Annotated in this window: 20 protein-coding genes and 2 other annotated features (1 of these 22 only partly in view); of the genes, 13 read left to right on the top strand and 7 right to left on the bottom strand. The window is 37.1% G+C overall.

Annotated features, from left to right (window positions below):
- Nucleotides 1-147, top strand: a binding site (T-box leader) (it extends 106 nt beyond the left edge of the window).
- Between the two features lie 37 nt (nt 148-184).
- Nucleotides 185-436: a binding site (T-box leader), on the top strand.
- Nucleotides 437-495: 59 nt separating this feature from the next.
- The 8 genes from trpE to mnmH all read left to right on the top strand — a co-directional run bounded on the left by trpE (nt 496) and on the right by mnmH (nt 8207).
- Nucleotides 496-1884, top strand: a complete 1389-nt coding sequence (gene trpE / locus QNH20_RS16175; protein ID WP_283919012.1) for an anthranilate synthase component I — start codon at nt 496-498, stop codon at nt 1882-1884.
- Entirely contained in the window at nt 1881-2492 is a 612-nt protein-coding gene (locus tag QNH20_RS16170) for an anthranilate synthase component II (RefSeq protein WP_283919011.1), read from the top strand. The genes trpE and QNH20_RS16170 overlap by 4 nt, the downstream gene beginning before the upstream one ends.
- Entirely contained in the window at nt 2464-3489 is a 1026-nt protein-coding gene (gene trpD, locus QNH20_RS16165; RefSeq protein ID WP_283919010.1) for an anthranilate phosphoribosyltransferase, read from the top strand. The genes QNH20_RS16170 and trpD overlap by 29 nt, the downstream gene beginning before the upstream one ends.
- Complete coding sequence (gene trpC / locus QNH20_RS16160; RefSeq protein ID WP_283919009.1) at nt 3490-4281, top strand: indole-3-glycerol phosphate synthase TrpC; 792 nt, start codon at nt 3490-3492, stop codon at nt 4279-4281.
- Entirely contained in the window at nt 4278-4919 is a 642-nt protein-coding gene (locus QNH20_RS16155) for a phosphoribosylanthranilate isomerase (protein WP_283919008.1), read from the top strand. Before trpC ends, QNH20_RS16155 begins: the two co-directional genes overlap by 4 nt.
- Entirely contained in the window at nt 4894-6108 is a 1215-nt protein-coding gene (trpB, locus tag QNH20_RS16150; RefSeq protein ID WP_283919007.1) for a tryptophan synthase subunit beta, read from the top strand. The genes QNH20_RS16155 and trpB overlap by 26 nt, the downstream gene beginning before the upstream one ends.
- The gene (trpA, locus tag QNH20_RS16145; protein ID WP_283919006.1) at nt 6095-6880 is read left to right on the top strand and encodes a tryptophan synthase subunit alpha; all 786 of its coding nucleotides are present in this window, start codon (nt 6095-6097) and stop codon (nt 6878-6880) included. Before trpB ends, trpA begins: the two co-directional genes overlap by 14 nt.
- A 253-nt stretch (nt 6881-7133) precedes the next feature.
- Complete coding sequence (mnmH, locus tag QNH20_RS16140; protein ID WP_283919005.1) at nt 7134-8207, top strand: tRNA 2-selenouridine(34) synthase MnmH; 1074 nt, start codon at nt 7134-7136, stop codon at nt 8205-8207.
- Between the two features lie 278 nt (nt 8208-8485).
- Here mnmH and sda read toward each other — a convergent pair whose 3' ends face one another.
- The gene (gene sda / locus QNH20_RS16135; RefSeq protein ID WP_374049632.1) at nt 8486-8614 is read right to left on the bottom strand and encodes a sporulation histidine kinase inhibitor Sda; all 129 of its coding nucleotides are present in this window, start codon (nt 8612-8614) and stop codon (nt 8486-8488) included.
- A 236-nt stretch (nt 8615-8850) separates the two neighbouring features.
- Between sda and QNH20_RS16130 the strand changes: the two genes are divergently transcribed.
- Together QNH20_RS16130 and QNH20_RS16125 are read left to right on the top strand one after the other, a co-directional pair.
- Entirely contained in the window at nt 8851-10488 is a 1638-nt protein-coding gene (locus tag QNH20_RS16130) for an AMP-binding protein (protein WP_283919003.1), read from the top strand.
- Nucleotides 10489-10589: 101 nt separating this feature from the next.
- Complete coding sequence (locus QNH20_RS16125) at nt 10590-10793, top strand: DUF6501 family protein (protein WP_283923431.1); 204 nt, start codon at nt 10590-10592, stop codon at nt 10791-10793.
- Between the two features lie 144 nt (nt 10794-10937).
- Here QNH20_RS16125 and QNH20_RS16120 read toward each other — a convergent pair whose 3' ends face one another.
- Nucleotides 10938-11534 carry a YhcN/YlaJ family sporulation lipoprotein gene (locus QNH20_RS16120; protein WP_283919002.1) on the bottom strand — a complete coding sequence of 199 codons (597 nt, stop codon included), beginning with the start codon at nt 11532-11534 and terminating at the stop codon, nt 10938-10940.
- Between the two features lie 142 nt (nt 11535-11676).
- Here QNH20_RS16120 and crcB (QNH20_RS16115) point away from each other — a divergent pair, with 142 nt between their 5' ends.
- The gene (gene crcB / locus QNH20_RS16115; RefSeq protein WP_283919001.1) at nt 11677-12063 is read left to right on the top strand and encodes a fluoride efflux transporter CrcB; all 387 of its coding nucleotides are present in this window, start codon (nt 11677-11679) and stop codon (nt 12061-12063) included.
- 5 nt (nt 12064-12068) lie between these two features.
- Entirely contained in the window at nt 12069-12428 is a 360-nt protein-coding gene (crcB, locus tag QNH20_RS16110; protein ID WP_283919000.1) for a fluoride efflux transporter CrcB, read from the top strand.
- Between the two features lie 41 nt (nt 12429-12469).
- On the opposite strand, the gene yidC is transcribed toward crcB (QNH20_RS16110), so the two are convergent.
- The 5 genes from yidC to QNH20_RS16085 form a co-directional block, all read right to left on the bottom strand.
- Complete coding sequence (yidC, locus tag QNH20_RS16105; protein ID WP_283918999.1) at nt 12470-13264, bottom strand: membrane protein insertase YidC; 795 nt, start codon at nt 13262-13264, stop codon at nt 12470-12472.
- Nucleotides 13265-13294: 30 nt separating this feature from the next.
- Nucleotides 13295-13585 (bottom strand): hypothetical protein, encoded by a 291-nt coding sequence (locus QNH20_RS16100; RefSeq protein WP_283918998.1) that lies wholly within the window; start codon nt 13583-13585, stop codon nt 13295-13297.
- 144 nt (nt 13586-13729) lie between these two features.
- The gene (gene pflA / locus QNH20_RS16095; RefSeq protein WP_283923430.1) at nt 13730-14482 is read right to left on the bottom strand and encodes a pyruvate formate-lyase-activating protein; all 753 of its coding nucleotides are present in this window, start codon (nt 14480-14482) and stop codon (nt 13730-13732) included.
- A gap of 65 nt (nt 14483-14547) precedes the next feature.
- The gene (gene pflB, locus QNH20_RS16090; protein ID WP_283918997.1) at nt 14548-16773 is read right to left on the bottom strand and encodes a formate C-acetyltransferase; all 2226 of its coding nucleotides are present in this window, start codon (nt 16771-16773) and stop codon (nt 14548-14550) included.
- 336 nt (nt 16774-17109) lie between these two features.
- Nucleotides 17110-17562 (bottom strand): cupredoxin domain-containing protein, encoded by a 453-nt coding sequence (locus QNH20_RS16085; protein WP_283918996.1) that lies wholly within the window; start codon nt 17560-17562, stop codon nt 17110-17112.
- A gap of 403 nt (nt 17563-17965) precedes the next feature.
- Between QNH20_RS16085 and mprF the strand changes: the two genes are divergently transcribed.
- The gene (gene mprF / locus QNH20_RS16080; protein WP_283918995.1) at nt 17966-20494 is read left to right on the top strand and encodes a bifunctional lysylphosphatidylglycerol flippase/synthetase MprF; all 2529 of its coding nucleotides are present in this window, start codon (nt 17966-17968) and stop codon (nt 20492-20494) included.
- Nucleotides 20495-20592 lie beyond the last annotated feature (98 nt).

Here is a 20592-nt window from a genome sequence, read left to right as displayed (position 1 = left end):
ACCGAACCGTCCAATATGGATTAGTAGGCTTTGGCGAAGATCTCATCGTTACAAGAGACAGATATTAACAGCTTCATGCTGCGATATCGGTAAAGTGAGCTTATTTTTAGCTAATGAAGGTGGCACCACGGGTCTTCCGTCCTTTTTGGATGGAGGGCCCTTTTTGTTTTTATAAATTCAATACTGTAAATCGTTGAGCAAGAGGAGTACACAAATTTGATTCTTTCCAGAGAGTCGGAGCAGGTGGGAACCCGATATGAATGGATTTGTGGAATGGACTTGCGAGAGACATCTTGAACTAAAAGTAGGGATGCACGGAGTTCCACCGTTAAAAGGATAGGATATCGAACGAACTTTATTTCTGTATCCGAAAGAGGAAGCGGATTTTTCCCGCTTCAAATGGAGGTGGCACCACGGTCAAAGAATCGTCCTCTATATGCGTAATTGATTGCGCATATAGGGGACGATTTTTTTATTTTTGAAAGGAGTTTTAACATGAAAGCATTAAATGGGTTTTTTATACAAGAATTAATGGGTGATACATTGACCCCTATTTCTATTTTACAAAAAATTAGCGGTACCAAAAAATTTTTATTAGAAAGTTCTCATAAGTACAATGACTCGGGGCGATATTCCTTCATCGGTGCAGACCCTGCATTTGAACTCATTTCTAATGGGGAAATGAATGAAATTTTTAATCGAGATGGTGAAAAGAAGGAGTTGAAAGGAAACCCTTTAGAGGTATTGAAGGAATTATTGCCGACAAGAATTTTTGAAGAGCCTGGTTTCCCCTTTTCAGGAGGTGCTGTCGGATATGTTGGCTATGATATTATCAGAAGGTTTGAAAATATCGGGGAGGAGTTTTCAAATGGGTTAGAAATGCCTGATGTTCACCTAATGTTTTATGAAGAGGTGATAGTGTTTGATCATCTTGAAGAGAAAGTAATCATTTACGGGCTGCCGCTATCGGAAACGAGCAATACGGAAGAAATTGAAAATCGGATAATGCAAAGGATAAAAGAACTAAAACAACCGGATTATTACCGTGAAGAGGAGCCTATTCATTTTTCCGAATTCGAATCAGAGACGACAAAAGAAATGTTTATTAAAAATGTTGAGATGGCAAAGAAGCTTATTGTTAAGGGTGATATTTTTCAAGTGGTCCTCTCAAGACGAATGAAATCTACATTTCAAGGAACACCTTTATCACTTTATCGAAGACATCGAAGCCATAATCCAACCCCATACATGTTCTATCTTGATTTTGATGGATATACCGTAATTGGTTCATCCCCGGAAAGCTTATTAAAAACGAGGGGTAAAACGGTGATTTCGAATCCAATCGCTGGCACAAAACGGAGAGGGAGAACAAGTGAGGAAGACGACCTGATTGAAAAGGAACTTATGAAGGATGAAAAAGAAATTGCAGAGCATCGAATGCTCGTTGATCTCGGCAGGAATGACCTCGGGAAGGTTTGCGAATTTGGTTCGGTTCAAATAGAGAAGTATTTGACGGTGGAAAAATTTCGTCATGTTATGCATCTAGTTTCAGAAATTAGCGGACTGCTTCATTCTAAAAAAACAGCATTAGATGCCCTTGCCGCCTGTCTCCCGGCTGGTACTGTTTCAGGAGCTCCTAAGGTGAGAGCAATGGAAATTATTAATTCCCTGGAAAAATCAAAACGCGGTCTATACTCTGGGGCGGTTGGTTATGTATCGACAAATGGAAATATGGATTTTGCCCTCGCCATTCGAACGATGATTATTAAAGATGGAACAGCGATTATTCAAGCAGGTGCAGGAATTGTTCACGATTCTAACCCTGAGTCAGAGTATGAAGAAACACAAAATAAATTAAAATCCTTTCTGGAGGGTGGGCGATGATTTTACTGATAGATAATTTTGACTCATTTACATTTAATCTGTTTCAATATTTTGGTGAGTTAGGAGAAAGAGTAATCGTTTATCGAAATAATCAGCTGAATATGGAACAAATCAGAACAATGAAGCCTAAAGCCGTAATCCTTTCCCCCGGGCCAGGAAGACCCGAGGATGCCGGTATTTGCATGGAATTGATTCGAACCTTTTATAAGGAAGTCCCCATATTAGGCATTTGTCTTGGTCATCAAGCTATTGGTGCTGCATTCGGAAGTGATATAAGGAGAGCTTATTTTATAAAACATGGAAAAACATCATTTATCACACATCAAAGTAATGGTTTGTTTTCAAATCTAGCCTCACCTTTAGAAGTGATGCGATACCATTCTTTATCTATTGAAAAAACTAGCTTGAAGTCACATTTAGAAGTCGTCGCCTATTCAAACGATGACAATGAAGTAATGGCAATAAAACATCCTATATATCCTGTTTATGGATTGCAATTTCATCCGGAATCAATTGGAACCCCGACTGGGAAACAAATTTTGAAAAATTTTTTACTTGAAATAGAAAGGAAGAAGACAAATGAAGAATTTATTACTCCTGTTAGCTGAAGGACAATCATTTTCTGAAAAGCAAATGAAAGATGCTGTAGATTTAATCTTAGGGGAAGATGTTTCAGAATCAGAAATTGCTGCTTTTTTAATGGGATTAAAATCAAAAGGAGAAACTGTCGAAGAAATTGCCGGGATTGTGAAGGCATTGAAGGATAATACATTGACATTTAATCGAAAATTCCCGAATGTTCTTGATAATTGTGGGACTGGTGGAGATGGTTCATCTAGCTTTAATGTGAGTACTACATCTGCTTTTGTTATCGCAGGATCTGGCATCCCTGTTGCAAAGCATGGTAATAGGAGTATTTCGAGTAAAACGGGAAGTGCCGATGTACTTGAGCACCTAGGGGTAAATTTAAGTTTATCGGCAGAAAGAACTGAAGAAATCCTAGAGGAAATTGGTGTAGCCTTTTTATTCGCTCCACATGTTCATCCAAAATTAAAAAAGATCATGGCCGTCCGACAACAATTGAAGATCCCAACTATTTTTAATTTTATCGGTCCTTTAACAAACCCAATTGACCTGGACTACCAATTACTCGGTATTTATCGCAGGGATTTAGTAAATGTGTTTGCAGAAGTTCTGCAAAAGCTTGGCCGTAAACGGGCTGTAGTGATAAATGGAGCCGGCTTAATGGATGAGGCTTCTCTTCAAGGGGAAAACCACTTTAGTCTTTTGGAGGATGGAAGCATTACAAATCATTCATTTTATCCTGAAGAAATGAACCTCCCACAATTTGATAACTGTTGTATAAAAGGCGGAGATTCGAAAGAAAATGGAGAAATCCTTGTTAAAGTCTTAAAAGGGGGTAAAGGGGCCCATCGAGATACGGTAGTACTCAATGCAGGAATCGGAATTTTTACTGCAGGAAAAGCTTACTCCATTAAAGAAGGTATTGAATTGGCAAAAGAATCGATTGATACTGGTGCAGCGTATGAAAAATTAACAGCTCTCATTGAAAAATCACGAGCAGACAGGAGAGAGGCGATATAAATGGAAACAATTCTAGAACGGATCATTGAACAAAAGAAGAAAGAGGTTATTCTTCTTAAAGAACGTAAACAAAGGATTCCACAAATAAAATACACAAAAAGGTCCTTTATTCAGAAGCTGCAAGATGCGAATGAATTATCGATTATAGCTGAATTTAAACGCGCTTCTCCATCAAAAGGAATTATCAACAACGGAGTTGAACCGTCTATGCATGCTGCCATTTATCAAGAATGTGGTGCATCGGCCATCTCTGTGTTAACAGATCAAACTTTTTTTAAAGGGGCATTTTCTGATTTACGAAAAGTTCGCGAGACTGTTGACCTGCCTATTCTTTGTAAGGACTTTATCATCGATCCGCTGCAAATTGATACAGCCGCAGCAAATGGAGCGGATTTGATTTTGTTAATTGTCGCAGCGCTGGAAGAATATCAATTAAGCGAGTTATACCTTTACGCTAAAGAAAAAGGCCTTGAGGTTTTGGTAGAGGTTCATAATCAGGAAGAACTAGAAAGGGCTCTTAAAACTAATGCATTGCTAATTGGCGTCAATAATCGGGATTTAAAAACCTTCCAAGTATCACTAGATGTGACCGAAACTTTGGCATCAACAGTAAAAAAGTCTGGTGCTTATCTTATTAGCGAGAGTGGAATCCACCATCAAAGGGATGCTGTGCGTGTTAGAAATGCCGGTGCAAATGGAATTTTAGTAGGAGAAGCCTTTATGACTAGTCCTGATGTGAAAAAAGCCTTTTTTGACCTTCGCCAGCTGCTTCAAGAAGGAGCAAAACAATGAAAGTGAAAATTTGTGGAATAACGGATGTTCATACAGCCATTGCGGCCGCACGTTATGGTGCAGATGCCATAGGTTTTGTGTTTGCTGAAAGTAAGCGAAAGGTATCGATCGGAAAGGCAAAAGAAATTGTTTCTTTTTTACCGCCAGAAGTATTAAAGGTTGGCGTATTTGTAAATGAATCAAGGGAAGAAGTTGAAAGGATTGCCTCAATTGTCGGATTAACACATATCCAATTACATGGGGATGAATCCCCTTCATTCAGTGAGTTGATTTCATTACCCATAATTAAAGCTATAAGCTTTCAAAGTAATGATGGTTTAGCTGTCTTTAATCAATTTCCATCGGAGTATATTTTACTTGATGGACCAAAAGGAAAATATCGGGGGGGAAATGGTAAAGCATTTGATTGGAATGAAGTAAATGCTGCACTTTTAGAAGAAAAAAAAGTCATTCTCGCAGGTGGTTTACAAGTGAGTAATGTGGAACAGGCGATAAAAATAATTAATCCCTATATGGTGGATGTAAGCTCCGGTGTTGAAACAGATGGAATAAAGGATTTAGTAAAAATAAAAGAATTTATTGAAAAGGTGAAAACTTTAGGAGGGAATGTAAATGAGCACCTATACATTACCAAATGAGAAAGGACATTTCGGAATTTTTGGGGGGAGATTTGTACCAGAAACTTTAATGAAGGCTGTCATTGAACTAAATGAAGCGTATGAAGAAGTAAAAAAGGACCGTGCTTTTCAAGTAGAGATGACAAGATTGCTAAAAGAGTATGTCGGGAGAGAGACCCCACTATATTTTGCAGAAAACCTAACGAAACATGCAGGCGGAGCAAATATTTTTCTTAAAAGAGAAGATTTGAACCATACAGGAGCCCATAAAATCAACAACGCCATTGGTCAAGCATTGCTTGCGGTTAGGATGGGGAAGAGAAGAATTGTTGCTGAAACGGGTGCAGGACAGCATGGTGTGGCGACTGCAACTGTTTGCGCCTTATTAAATCTCGATTGCATCATTTTTATGGGTGAGGAAGACATTAAACGGCAGGCATTAAATGTCTTTCGAATGGAATTATTGGGTGCTAAGGTTGTTGGCGTGACTTCAGGCAGTGCCACTTTAAAGGATGCAGTCAACGAAGCATTAAGATACTGGGTAGCCAATGTTGATGATACTCACTATTTATTAGGATCTGTCATGGGTCCGCATCCCTTTCCGGTAATGGTAAGAGACTTCCAAAGTGTGATTGGCAAGGAAACAAAGGAACAATTTCTTGCTCGGGAAGCTAGCCTTCCAGACGCAGTGGTTGCCTGTATTGGTGGCGGGAGCAATGCGATAGGGATGTTTTATCCCTTTATTGAGGATGAGGAGGTAAATTTATATGGGGTAGAAGCTGCAGGTGCTGGGGTCGAAACCGATTTTCATGCCGCTTCGTTAACAAAAGGTAGACCAGGAGTTTTGCATGGCGCCTTAATGCATGTATTGCAAACCGAAGATGGTCAAATTCAAGAAGCCCATTCTATTTCTGCCGGACTTGATTATCCAGGCGTAGGACCGGAACACAGCTATCTAAAGGATATCGGAAGGGCAAGCTATTATTCTATTACAGATCATGAAGCCTTGGACGCGTTTAAACTTTTATCAAAGCTTGAAGGAATCATTCCAGCACTTGAAAGCGCCCATGCCGTTGCCTATGCGATTAAGCTTGCTGCCGAAATGAAAGATACACAAAGTATCGTTGTATGTTTGTCTGGCCGTGGTGATAAAGATGTGGAAACTGTGAAATCTTGGTTTGAAGGGAGAAATGAACATGAACCGTTTTGAACAAACCTTTTCATTATTAAAGGAAAATAACAAGAAAGCCTTCATTCCCTACATAATGGCGGGAGATGGAGGGTTAGAGTCCTTAGTTGACCGGATGTCATTGCTTGAGAGGTTCGGTGCTGCTGCAATTGAGGTCGGGGTTCCTTTTTCCGATCCTGTAGCAGATGGACCAACCATTCAACGGGCTGGGCTACGAGCACTTGAAAATGGTACGACATTAAAGGGGATCGTTGCAGAACTAGAAAAAGCAAGGGAGATTATTTCTATTCCTATCCTCCTTATGTCTTATATAAATCCTATTTATTCTTATGGTATAGAAAAATTTGTCCAGGAGATCCGAAAGGCAGGGGTAGATGGTTGTATTATTCCTGATCTGCCGATTGAGGAAGAGGATATTATAACGCAACAGCTTGAGGAAGCACAAGTTGAACTTATTCGACTTGTTACACTTACAACACCAATCGAGCGAATTAGAGTAATCTCCCGCAAAGGGAAAGGATTTTTATATACTGTTACCGTAAAGGGGATAACAGGGGAGAGAAATAAATACGACACAGATTTATACAAATTTTTAAAAACGGTAAAAAAAGTAAGCCCAATTCCCGTGATGGCTGGATTTGGTATTTCGAATGAAGAGCAAATAGCTGACCTAACCAACTACTGTGATGGGGTCATCGTTGGCAGTAAAATTGTTGATTTATTTGAACAAAATCGTATTAGCGATATGGAAAAATTAATGTTTAGTTACAAACATAAAACAAAACTAGGTTAACTGTTAACGTCTACTTCAGTCTGTTGAAGTAGACTTTTTGGTGTTTAATCATGACTAGGATCTTCATTTTCTTGATATGAACGGTTATCTTCTTTATAATATGTATATACTTATCAAGTGAAAAAACGCATGACAATCGTTTTTTTATGATGAAATATCTTTCGCATGAAACTTCCAGTAGTGGAAGTTTTGTTTGTTTTTTATAGATATTGATTTGCACGGATATGATTATTTTTTTTAGGAGCGTAATGTTATGAAGGAAATAACTGTTGAAGAACTTTTTAAATTAAAGGAACCGATTATCATTGATATTCGTTCACCGATTGAGTTTAATGATGGCGCAATTCCAGGAGCCATCAATGTTCCTTTATTTTCAGATGAAGAACGGCAAGAAGTTGGAACTATTTACAAGCACGAAGGGCAGGCAGCGGCCAAATGGAAAGCGATGGAATTTGTTTCACCAAAAATCCCTGTGCTTTTAAAGACAATAAAATCCTATCAAAGAAGTGGTGAATTAGTCATCCACTGTTGGCGTGGCGGAATGCGCAGTAAAGCGGTAGTGACTTTTTTAGAATTTGCCGGTATTTATGCATGGCGTTTACTTGGTGGCTATAAAGAATACCGTCATTATATCCTTGAAAAAATTCCAACTAATATTCCTAATCAAGCGGTTGTCCTTCATGGGATGACAGGTGTTGGTAAGACTGAAGTATTAAAAATACTGGAAAAGAGGGGATATCCTGTTCTTGATCTGGAAGAAATGGCAGGCCATCGGGGGTCGATATTTGGAACGATAGGCCTTGGAGATGGTCATAACCAAAAGACCTTTGATTCCCTGTTATATAAGGGATTACAGGAAATAAAGGAGAGCGAGTATTTTCTTGTTGAGGCTGAAAGCAAACGAATTGGAAAAGCGGTTCAACCAGAGGAATTGATGGATGTTAAATTTAAAGGGGTTAATATTTATATTCATTCGTCACTTGAACAAAGAGTTAAGCACCTTGTATCTGAATATGTACTGAAATATGAACAAGAGGCTTGGTACCATGATAAAATTTGTTTAGGAATTGAAAAGGTATTAAAGCGTGTGAAAGATGTTGAGATTAGAAAAAGGCTTATGGAAACACTTCATGAAAAGAATTACCAAGAAATGATCACTATTTTACTCGAACAATATTATGATCCGCGCTATGACTATGCAAGGCAAGAGTATGAAGGTGAATTTTTTGACATTTTTGCTGAAAATCCTATTGACGCAGCCGTAAAAATTTCAGCTAAACTTGATGAGTTATCATTTCAACCTTTTTTGGCAGCAAATAAACAATAATCTACATCCTTTAAGGCCTTCTTAGGTCTTTTTTTTATTTACATCAAATTTCAGGTTCGATTTTTTGTGAAATGATAATAGTAATAAAGATGGTTTATAGAAATATATGGTCTAATAATGGGGGATGTACAAAAAGACTAAATATTGAAAATTTGATCATGTTCAAGCTGTAGAAGAGAAAAATAGCTGATTGAAAAAATCGAACTAGAATACTTGCTGTTTGAAGGGCAACAGAAAAACCGCTGAACTATCTCAGCGGTTTTTAAAATGTTTTGTTACTAGGTACGATTTTTAAACGGCCTTAATCCACGACGTTGAATTTCATCTTTTAAAATCTTAATCCATTCCTTTTCCTTTCCAGACTTTAATGCATCCCGATACGAAACTACCAACTGCTCGTTACTCATAATTTTCAATTTGAGAATGCCCTCCTTGGAAAATGGATTAAATATTCAGTTTTTATTATTGTAATGGTTTTCAGTGGTTTTGAGAACTCTGATTTAACATATTTAATAAAATGGTCACAAATCGTTAAAGAACTTGTATTTTAAAAATATTGAATATTCGCATAAATATGGTAACATATTTTTGTAAGCGTTTGAAAATGAATATTTGGTTTACATCTATCTTAGGGGGATGAATAATGTCGTCAATATTAAATGTTACCATTGGAAAACTTTTAGAAGAAAAAGCAGAGTTACACCCAAATCATCCAGCAGTTGTATATTCAGATCGAAATTTAAGATGGACTTATCGTGAATTTGATGATATTTGCCGAAAGGCTGCTAAAGGATTAATGAAGCTTGGAATTGACAAAGGAGAACAACTTGCTGCTTGGTCGACAAACACCCCTGAATGGCTGATAACCCAATTTGCTACAGGTAAAATGGGTGCGGTTCTCGTAACAGTTAACACAAACTACCGTACAGCTGAACTCGAATATCTTTTAAAACAATCTGATACAACAACGATAATATTAATGGATACTTGGAAGGATGCCTCCTATATCGATATGATTTATGAAATTGTTCCAGAATTGAAGACGTCAGAACCTGGAAAGTTAAAAAGCAGCCGTTTGCCTTATCTTAAAAATGTCATCGTCCTAGGGGATAAAAGGTATCCTGGCACATTTTCTTGGAATGATATTGTTATGCTTGGAGAAATAGTTCCAGATGAGGATTTAAATGAACGAATGGAATCCCTTGAACCAGATGATGTCATTAATATGCAGTATACCTCTGGGACAACCGGGTTCCCAAAAGGGGTTATGCTTACTCATAACAATATCGTTAATAATGGCTTTAATATTGCGAGCTGTATGAAGTTGACAGTGGTTGACAGGCTTTGTATTCCTGTTCCGTTTTTTCATTGCTTTGGATGTGTCCTTGGAACGATGGCGTGTGTTTCAGTTGGGGCCACAATGGTACCAGTCCAGGAATTCAACCCGAAAAAAGTTTTACAAACAGTTCAAGATGAAAAGTGTACAGGGCTCCATGGTGTTCCAACGATGTTTATTGCCGAATTAAATGATCCTGATTTTGAAAACTATGACCTTTCAACATTACGGACAGGAATTATGGCGGGATCAAACTGCCCGATTGAGGTAATGAAGGCAGTCATTGAAAAAATGGGGGCCACAGAAATAACCATCGCCTATGGTCAAACAGAATCATCTCCAGTTATCATGCAAACAAGGACTGATGATCCGATTGAGTTACGTGTTGAAACAGTTGGTAAACCATTGCCAAACGTGGAAGTGAAAATCGTCGAACCTGGAACAGATAGAGAAGTTGAATTCGGTGTGCAGGGGGAGCTTTGTACAAGAGGATATCATGTCATGAAAGGGTATTACAAAAATATGTCCGCCACAGGTGAGGCCATTGATTCAGATGGTTGGCTGCATACAGGTGATTTAGCTGTCATGGATGAAAATGGTTATTGTAAAATTACCGGGCGGTTAAAAGATATGATCATTCGAGGGGGGGAAAATATTTATCCTCGAGAAATCGAAGAATTTCTTTATGCCCATCCGAAAGTTCTTGATATCCAGGTTATTGGGATTCCAGATAAAAAATATGGAGAAGAAGTAATGGCTTGGATTATTTTAAAAGAGGGTGAAACGGCTGATGCAGAAGAAATAAGGAATTTTTGCAAAGGGAAGATTTCCAAACATAAGATTCCTCGTTACATTGAATTTACTGATGCTTATCCAATGACTGCCTCAGGGAAAATTCAAAAATTCCGTCTTAAGGAAAAAGCGTTAGAACTAGTAAAGAAATAACATTCTACATTAAGTAAAGAAGGAGATAGATATTGTTGCGCATCACCCGCAGTATTGATTATACTAGTACATAGACAATACTGAAAGGAACGATGGCAGCAATGATTCATATGACTTGGCGAGATCGGGAAACAGTTAAAAAAGTAAAATGCGTTCATACGGATGCAAAAAAATATCTTGTAAATAACGCTTTAACAGTTGGTAACATTTATGATGTTAAAAATGAAACAGAAGAGTTTTATTACATCATTGACAATACCGAAAAAATAGGCGGGTTTTACAAGGAATATTTTCAAGATGTTTAATCCAAAAGACTGTAAGGCGAGGCCTGCAGTCTTTTTTAAATTGGAAAATAAAAAAATAAAAGCATGTGGAAAGGGTCAGACCTCCATTTATGGGGGCACCCCCTTTCCACTTTGTAGTGAGTCTTTTTATGACTACCTTAACAATTACCGAGCATTTGGGAAAACTTTTGTGATGGTATCTGAAAACTCATTGAAGAATCCGGAAACCGGTTTTCCATTTCTAATATCGTTTGCATAGTCATTCATTTGATCATAAAAATCTGGGTTAACTGATACATAAACATTGTCGATATCAGAGTCGACTGATTTAACTGCTCGAGAAATTTTATTCTCGATATCTGTTGTTAATTCATTACGTGATGAAGGATCTAGCTTTGCTGCAACGAAAGCATTATTTTCAGTTACAAGGATATTCGCTCTGTCAACTTCGTGCAAGTCAGTTACCTTATCTGCTGCTTTATCAGCAATTCTAATTTTTGTTTGATTGGTTCCAACATTATTTCGATTATCATTAGGGACATTCATAACGTTGTCTCGATTTCGATCATCATATCTCCGGTCGCTTGTATCCACACCTGTGATTGCAGGTCCACCGGTATTAGGGGTATTATAATTTACCCTCGTTGGTTCTGTTGTATTTTGATTACGGTAGGCGACATCATCATTAGCATTATTAGTTGCACAACCAGATAAATACAAACTAAATATGAGGGTTCCAATAACAAATAAGCTTTTTTTCATCTTGTTTAAACACTCCTTAAAATCTTAGTTGTACAAAAATAGCTTGTCTATTTTAACAAGGGTCTATGCTGCCAACATTTTGGTAATAAAAATAGTTATGATAAGATTAATTTGATTTGAATCATTCACTGGGGTGTTAAAATTGGTTTACATTTTTGTTGGATTGGGTGGAGTGACAGGCAGTTTACTCCGATATTTTTTATCAATTTTGACCGTACATTTTTTGGGGAAAGAGTTTCCAATTGGTACTCTTTTCATCAATCTAACTGGCTCATTTTTCCTTGGATGGATGACAAACTCATTGGTAGTCCGGAAAAAGCTGCACCCATATTTATTAACTGCACTTACAACAGGTGTGATAGGCTCTTACACGACCTTTTCCACTTTTTGTTATGAAACCGTACATTTATTTGAAACAAGAAAATACATTTTTGGGTTGCTTTACATGATCATTAGCTTTTTTGGAGGTCTTTTTTTTGTTAAGGCTGGGAAAAAAATAGGTGAAATTGGGAAGAAAGAAGAGGGGTGACTCAGATGAGAGAAATACTATTAGTTTCAGTCGGTGGATTTTTTGGAGCAATTTGCCGGTTCGCTGTCAGTAAGCAAGTCCAAAATCGAAATAAGTCGAGTTTTCCTGCGGGTACGTTAATAGTAAATTTAATTGGTGCTTTTTTATTAGGGCTGTTAATCGGGATGCAAATGAAAGGAGAGCTTTATTCCTTGTTTGGAATAGGATTTATGGGGGCATTCACGACTTTTTCCACCTTGATGCTTGAGTCAGAGCAGTTAAAAGCTGCAGATAAGAATAAGTTTTTTTACAGTTATATTGGATGTAGCTACTTAATCGGAATATTTCTTACCTTTTGCGGACTATTGATAGGAAAAATGTTATAAAAAAGAAGCATTCATCCAGAAATGCTTCTTTTTTCATAATATTATTTTTGTTTTACTGGAGTTTTTTCTACAGTTTTTGATGATTTATACATTCTATGACTAACCATCGTTTGGACGGTTAAGAATATTCCGCCAACTACCCAATAAAGCGGCAAAGCTGCAGGGGCACTAAAGGAAAACATCACAATCATCAATGGTGACATGAGTCCCATGAATTTCATTTGTTGCTGCTGAGCAACCGGCATATTTGATTGTGAAACCTTAAATTGAAAGTAATAAACAAGCCCTGCGATGATCGTGATAATGATATCAGGCTGTCCTAAATTAAACCATAAGAATTGATGAGTGGCAATTTCCTTTGAACCACGAATGGCATAATAAAAAGCTGTTAAAATTGGCATCTGGATTAGGATTGGCAAACAACCCATGTTCAGCGGATTGACACCATGCTTTTGATAAAGGCCCATCATTTCTGCTTGAAGCTCTTGCTTCTTCTTAGGATCCTTTTCAGTCTTCAGTTTCTTTTGAATAACATCCATTTCAGGCTTTAAAACATCCATTTTTTCTTTCATAGCCATTTGATTTTTGTATTGTCTTAACATTAACGGCATGAGGATAAGTCTGATAATAATTGTGAGGATAATGATCGCTAATCCATAGTTTCCATTGAATAGTTCAGCTGTCGCATGAATAATGTATGAAAAGGGATGGACAAAATAAGTTTGAAAAAAACTGTCACTACTTCCATTTTGTGTTTGTGATGAGCAAGCCGATAATAATAAGGTTGGTAAGACTAAAAGTGCTGCAAGTATAATTGAAGAGCGTTTCTTTTTCATATTTCCTCCTAATAATGTTGTCTGAATTGTTTAAGTAAAAAGGAAGGAAATGGGTTCCTCTGAATCATCCTGAGAGCATTCTTTTCTACGAATATATTTAACAATTCTATTCAGAATAAAACTTCCGTTTAAACCGTTTCTTTTACGGTAAAAAACCAACGGGTGAATAATTTTTGTGTTTGCAGGATCAGATAGGGACCCAATAAAAGAATATTCTACACCCCATGCCCATAATAATTTTAATGTGATTCCTAAGTAAATGCTCACATAAAGTGCGTTTAAGGCATTTATATCTGAAATATCAATAAGCAATTGCATCAAAAATTATCACCTCACTTAAATACCAATGATATGAGTATATAGGAGAAATGGCAAAGAATCAATTTTATCTCTTCGAATATGCCAAAATATGAAGACATTGCTAATAGTTTATTAAGTTAAAAAAACACTAATTCCAAAATGGAATTAGTGTTTGGCTGTTTTATTCCAATGGGCTGTAAGCATAAGCTTTGCATGTTCCACTTTTTCCTCAGTGGGCGGCTCGATATGTTTTAACGGATATTCGTGGCCAAGTGCTTCCCACTTATAAACACCAAGTTTGTGGTACGGGAGAATCTCAATTTTTTCGACATTTGCAAGCGTCCCAATGAATTCTCCAAGCTTTTGCAGGTCTTCGGGATCATCTGTAACCGAAGGAACAAGGACGTGGCGTACCCAAATAGGAACTTTCCGATCGGATAAAAATTTGGCAAATTCAAGAATGTGATCGTTCGCCATGCCTGTCAGTGTAATATGCTTTTTCCGGTTGATATGTTTTAAGTCAAGAAGTACTAGGTCTGTATACTGCAAAAGCTCTTCAAGCTGTTCAATAAAAAGCTTTGAATGAGAAAAGCAGCCTCCAGATGAATCAATAGTGGTATGAATCCCTTTCTTTTTACATTCCTTGAATAATTCAGTAAGGAAAGGAATTTGTAATAATGGCTCGCCGCCGCTCACTGTGATACCGCCACCGGAGGCTTCAATGAAAGGGAGATAGCTCATTAAGTCATCCATGATTTCGGAAACGGTCATTTGCTTGCCCGTGCCTATTTCCCACGTATCTGCGTTGTGGCAAAACTGACAGCGCAGCAGGCAGCCTTGAGTAAAAATGATATAACGAATCCCAGGGCCGTCAACAGTTCCTAATGTTTCGACAGAATGAATATTTCCGTTCATTATGATAATCTCCTCTCATTTTTAAAGCAGGAGCCCCCGTAAAGAAGGGGAGCCCCTAAGAATTCTAGTTAAAGTGATTCGTGGAAAGTTCGGTTTATTACGTCTAGTTGTTGTTCTTTTGATAATTTAATAAAGTTTACTGCATACCCTGAAACACGAATCGTTAATTGCGGATATAATTCAGGGTGTTCCATTGCATCAATTAGTGTTTCTCGATTAAAGACGTTTACATTTAGATGATGTCCAGTTTTCATGGCGTAGCCATCTAAAATGGAGACTAAATTACGAACCTGGCTTTCTTCTTCTTTTCCAAGTGCTTTAGGCACAATCGAGAAGGTGTTGGATATTCCGTCCATTGCATAGCTGTATGGAAGCTTGGCAACAGAGGATAGGGAAGCTAAAGTTCCTTTCGTATCACGTCCATGCATTGGGTTAGCACCTGGAGCAAAAGGTTCACCGGCTTGGCGTCCATCAGGTGTATTACCTGTTTTCTTTCCATATACCACGTTCGAAGTAATAGTAAGAATTGATAATGTATGCACTGAATTACGATAGGTTTGGTGCTTGCGAAGCTTTTTCATAAACCTTTCGACAATTTCAACAGCAATACTGTCAACACGATCATCGTTGTTTCCGTATTTAGGGAAGTCACCGTTTACTTCAAAGTCGATTGCAATACCGTTTTCATCACGGATTACTTTGACTTCACCGTATTTAATGGCACTCAAGGAGTCCGCGACAACACTTAATCCGGCAATACCTGTTGCCATTGTACGTAGAATTTGTGTATCATGTAAAGCCATTTCAATACGTTCGTAGCTGTATTTGTCATGCATGTAATGAATAATATTCAAGGTGTTAATATAAAGACCTGCAAGCCATTCCATCATGTTATCAAATTTTTGCATGACTTCTTCATAATTTAATACATCTGACGTAATTGGCTGATATTGCGGTCCAACTTGAATTTTTAACTTTTCATCGACTCCACCGTTAATAGAGTAGAGTAATGCTTTTGCAAGGTTTGCACGAGCACCAAAGAATTGCATTTGTTTGCCGATTTCCATCGCCGATACACAGCAAGCAATTCCGTAGTCATCGCCATATTCCGGACGCATAATCTCGTCATTTTCATATTGAATGGAGCTGGTTTTAATTGACATTTTTGCGCAATATTTCTTAAAGTTTTCAGGTAGCTGTGTTGACCATAATACTGTTAAGTTTGGTTCTGGAGCAGGTCCCAAATTATCAAGTGTATGAAGGAAACGGAATGAGTTTTTTGTTACCAAAGGTCGTCCGTCAAGCGCCATACCGCCAATAGATTCTGTTACCCATGTTGGATCACCGCTAAATAATTCATTATAATCAGGTGTACGAGCAAATTTTACAAGACGAAGCTTCATAACAAAATGGTCAACTAGTTCTTGTGCTTCTACTTCTGTTAATGTTCCGTTTTGTAAATCTCTTTCAATATAGATGTCAAGGAAAGTAGATACGCGACCAAGACTCATCGCTGCCCCGTTTTGCTCCTTGATAGCTGCTAAGTAACCTAAGTACACCCATTGGAAGGCTTCTTGAGCAGTTTCAGCAGGGCGGGAAATATCAAAACCATAACTGGAAGCAAGTTCTTTCAGTTCTTTCAATGCCCGGTATTGCTCGGAAAGTTCTTCACGTAATTGAATATTATCTTCTGTCATTACGCTGCTTGTATTTTTAAAATCTTTTTGTTTTTCTTTCATTAAGAAATCAATGCCATACAATGCGACACGGCGATAATCCCCGATAATACGACCACGTCCATAGGCATCTGGTAGTCCGGTAATGATTGCAGCCTTACGAGCCTTCACCATTTCTTCTGTATAGGCATCAAATACACCTTGATTATGAGTTTTTCGGAACTCGGTAAAAATTCTTTCGATTTCAGGGTTTAATTCGTATCCATAAGCTTCACAAGCTGCTTTTGCCATACGTATTCCACCGAAAGGCTGCATTGAACGATTAAAAGGTTTATCAGTTTGAACACCGACTACCTTTTCAAGGTCTTCATTAAGATAACCTGGTCCATGTGAAGTGATGGTAGAAACTGTTTCAGTGTCCATATCAAGGACACCGCCTTTTTCACGTTCTTGCTTTGTTAATTCCATTACTTGTTCCCATAATTTGTTTGTTGCGTCGGTAGCAACGGTTAGGAAGGAGTCATCATCTTCATAAGGTTTATAGTTTTTCAAAATAAAGTCGCGTACGTTTACTTCTTTTGTCCATGTACCTTTCATAAATCCTTGCCATTGTTCCATTATTATTCACCTCTTAATTTTTTTAGAAAATATATAACAGATTAGACATTTATATCTTAGTGCAAGTATAACAGATAGAATGTGAAAAATGTCACATAAAATGAGGTGAATTGTTAAGAAATTGTGAAGTGTTGTAATGATGGGCTTTTTGAGGGATAAATCTGGAAAGTATGGAAATGTGTTTGTAAGTGGAAGTGGAACTGTACTATAAAAATGTTCAAAAAAACAGAGGCTGTTATATAAGAAAAAACCAATAATACCAACGTATTAATAGTAAAAATATATATAACAGTCCACTTTAAAGAATGAAAAAAGCAGGAAGAATGAATCCTGCTCTTAATCAACTACTATATACGCAATCATTGGGCCATCATGGGATCTATCAGAATGAACTTCACATATTAATCGATAGGTCCCTTCTTTGTCGAATTGAAGTGGAACAATCGTTTCCTCCCCTTTATTCACAGTCCCCTTGATATTTGTCCCTTCAATATAAAATGGATGCTTTTCACCGTTAATACCGCTAATAAACAGCTTTACTTTTTCTCCTTTTTCAATGATAACGGTGCCTGGATCCCAGCGGTACGATTCTATTTCTTTCCCATTTTTCAATGTGGTCTTGAATTCTCCCGTAACCATATGAATCTCGCGGATCTCTTTCTTGGTTTGTTGGTTAAATACAGTGGTATCTCCAGCTTTTAACATGAACCAGGCTGAAATACTGGCAAGTACTACACCAACAGCTAAAAAGAAAAGCAGGGTTCCCTTTTTAAAGACTAAAAATGTCACAAAATAACCTCCTCGATAATTGTCCAATTGGAAAGTAGAACATATCTAATAGGAATAAATACACTAAGGAAAGCTTTGAAGCATATGTATTGCAGTATAGAAGCTGTGCTTTTCGAGGAACTACACTTCAAGAACCGACCTTAGGGACTCCCCAATTTTAGTATCCTAATTAATACTTATGCCGAGGGGGTTCGAAAACTTGTCTCTTTTTTTAATCTTATATAAAATTGTATTTGTTTTGTGAAGTAATAGGGATTGAAACATTAACAGAAGATCATAACGGTTGAACCTCAATTAAAATGTCTAGAATAAAACTAAGCACTTTACGTAATATATTTCTTTGTTTTTCCTTGTGAACAGTTTATAGTAAAATCAGTAACGAAAAAAATAGGTGGTAATCTAGTTGGGGATTAGAAATGAAAAGGTATTAAAAGTTGCAAAATTTATTTTTCCACTGTTTTTGCTAATTTTTGCTATTATCGAGATAAAAAAATTTACCGGGGATTTGAATGTCCAATTACTTAAAAATGAAATAAATCAACTGAATATCTGGAGTTTATTATTAATTTTGGTGATTACCTGTGCAGCTGTTTTACCGATGTTACTTTATGATGTCATATTAGTGAGAATTTTAAAGGTAAACGTTTCCAAAAAAGAACTGTTCGAACAATCATTTATTGCTAATTCTTTTTCTAATTTAATTGGTTTTGGCGGTTTAATTGGCGCTATGCTAAGAACCTACTTTTTTCATAAGCTAGAACAGGACAAGCGAAAACTCCTTGGCGTTATTGCTGCTGTTTCGCTATATTATTTAACGGGAATTTCTCTTCTTACCTGGATTGTAACGATCCGCTACAGGCATTTTCCGTTGTTTGTAGATACAAAATGGCTCTTTTTCGCGGTTGTAGGTGTGGGTTTATACTTACCCGTTTTTTTAATTCTACATATGATTAAGTCTAAAAAAGATAATCAGGCATTGATTACTTCTAATGTGAGTTTCAAGCTGATTATTGTGTCTGTAATAGAATGGTTAGCAGTGTTTGGCGCTATTTTTGTTTTAACCAGGATACTGGGAATTTCTATCCCTTTTAAAAATCTATTTCCTGTTTATATTGTTGCAGCTTGTGCCGGAATCATCAGTATGATTCCTGGAGGGCTTGGTTCCTTCGACTTAGTATTTATTTGGGGAATGCAAAATTTACATATACCTGAAGAGAAAGTCCTTGTCCTGCTTTTATTTTACCGAGTCGGTTATTATTTCATACCATTTTTAATCAGTCTAGTCTTTTTTGTAAAGCTCTATTGGGAAAGATGGAATCAATCATGGAATTACCTGCCAAAAGCGATTGTTCAAGGATTAAGTCATGTCATATTAACAATGCTTGTTTTTTTATCAGGGTTAATTCTGCTTTTATCTGCTAGTGTTCCTGGAATTATGTCAAGGCTTAAGATCGCTCAAGAGCTGTTGTCTTTTCCAATTATTAATTTGTCACATCAACTCTCAGTAGCGGCAGGGTTTTTACTGTTAGGTTTATCACGCGGCATAGAATACAGCGTGAAAAGAGCATATGATTTGACGATGTTTGCTTTAATTCTTGCAGCTTTATTTTCTATTTTTAAAGGAATAGATTATGAAGAGGCAATCTTCTTAATCATAGTCGCTCTTTTACTTAGGATGTCAAGGGGACAATTTTATCGTGAGAGTTACGTCCTAACTTGGGGAAAAACAATTTTCGATGTTACTATCATTCTAATCATTACTTCAATGTATATTTTGATTGGTTATTTAAATTTGCCTATTGCAAAATTAACGATCCCAGCAAACCTTTTACCATATGTAATTGTTGATTATCGTGATTTGTTTAAGAGTGCCGCTATCGGACTGGTGATTGCGTTACTGATATTTTTCACGGGCTATTTGGTTAGCTTGTCGAAAAAATGGAAATTTGAAAAATCAATTGGTCATGAGAAGGAAATAACTGATCATTTAACAAAGTATAAAGGTAAGGTGTTATCTCATTTAATCTTTTTGCATGATAAATATATTTCTTGGAACAGCAAAAAAAATGTTTTAATCCCATTCCAAAGATTTGCGGATAAATTAGTAATTCTTGGAGACCCGATTGGAGAGAAAAAGGAATTGTCAAATGCAATCGAGGAATTTCAAGAAATAGCCGACCTTTATGGTTTTACTCCTGTTTTTTATCAAGTTAGTGATGAAATGCTTCCATACCTACATGGACATGGCTTTACATTTTTTAAATTGGGTGAGGAGGCCTTTGTTGATCTTAAGACCTTCACCCTAATGGGTAACAAAATGAAGGGATTAAGAGCATTAAAAAACAAATTTAACCGCAATAACTTTTTTTTAGAATTGGTAGAGCCTCCCTTTTCCACAGAACTGTTAGAAGAATTAAGAGGAATTTCAAATGAGTGGCTCCAGGGAAGAAAAGAAAAAGGTTTCTCGCTCGGTTTCTTTGATGAAGAATATTTGAATAAGGCACCAATTGCCATTGTCAGAGACGAAAATAAGAGAACTCTCGGCTTTATGAGCATTATGCATGTTTATGATGATCATCAAACCATTTCGGTTGATTTAATGAGAGTAAGACCGGAAGCACCCTCAGGAACCATCGATTTTCTTTTTCTTTCGTTAATTGATTGGGCCAAGGAACAGGGTTATCAACGCTTTAATATGGGAATGGCACCTTTAGCGAATGTGGGTCTTTCGAGATTTTCTTTTTTAAGTGAGAAAATAGCTGCTCAAATCTTTTTGCACGGCCATTTTATTTACCAATTTCAGGGCCTGAGAAAATTTAAACAAAAGTATACAAACATTTGGGAGCCTAAATATTTGGCTTATAGAAGAAAATCCTCTTTGCCAATTATAATGGCACAGATTACATTGTTAATTTCTAAAAAAAAGGCTTAGATTTTGACCGGCTGGGTATTTCCTTGCCGGTTTTATTTTTGGCTGATAGAAAGTATACCTTTCATTAAAGTACAACTACGCCTCAGTCTTCACTTTCA

This window comes from Neobacillus sp. WH10, assembly GCF_030123405.1.
Classification (GTDB): Bacteria; Bacillota; Bacilli; order Bacillales; family Cytobacillaceae; genus Neobacillus.
This window is presented reverse-complemented; position numbering and strand designations above follow the sequence as displayed.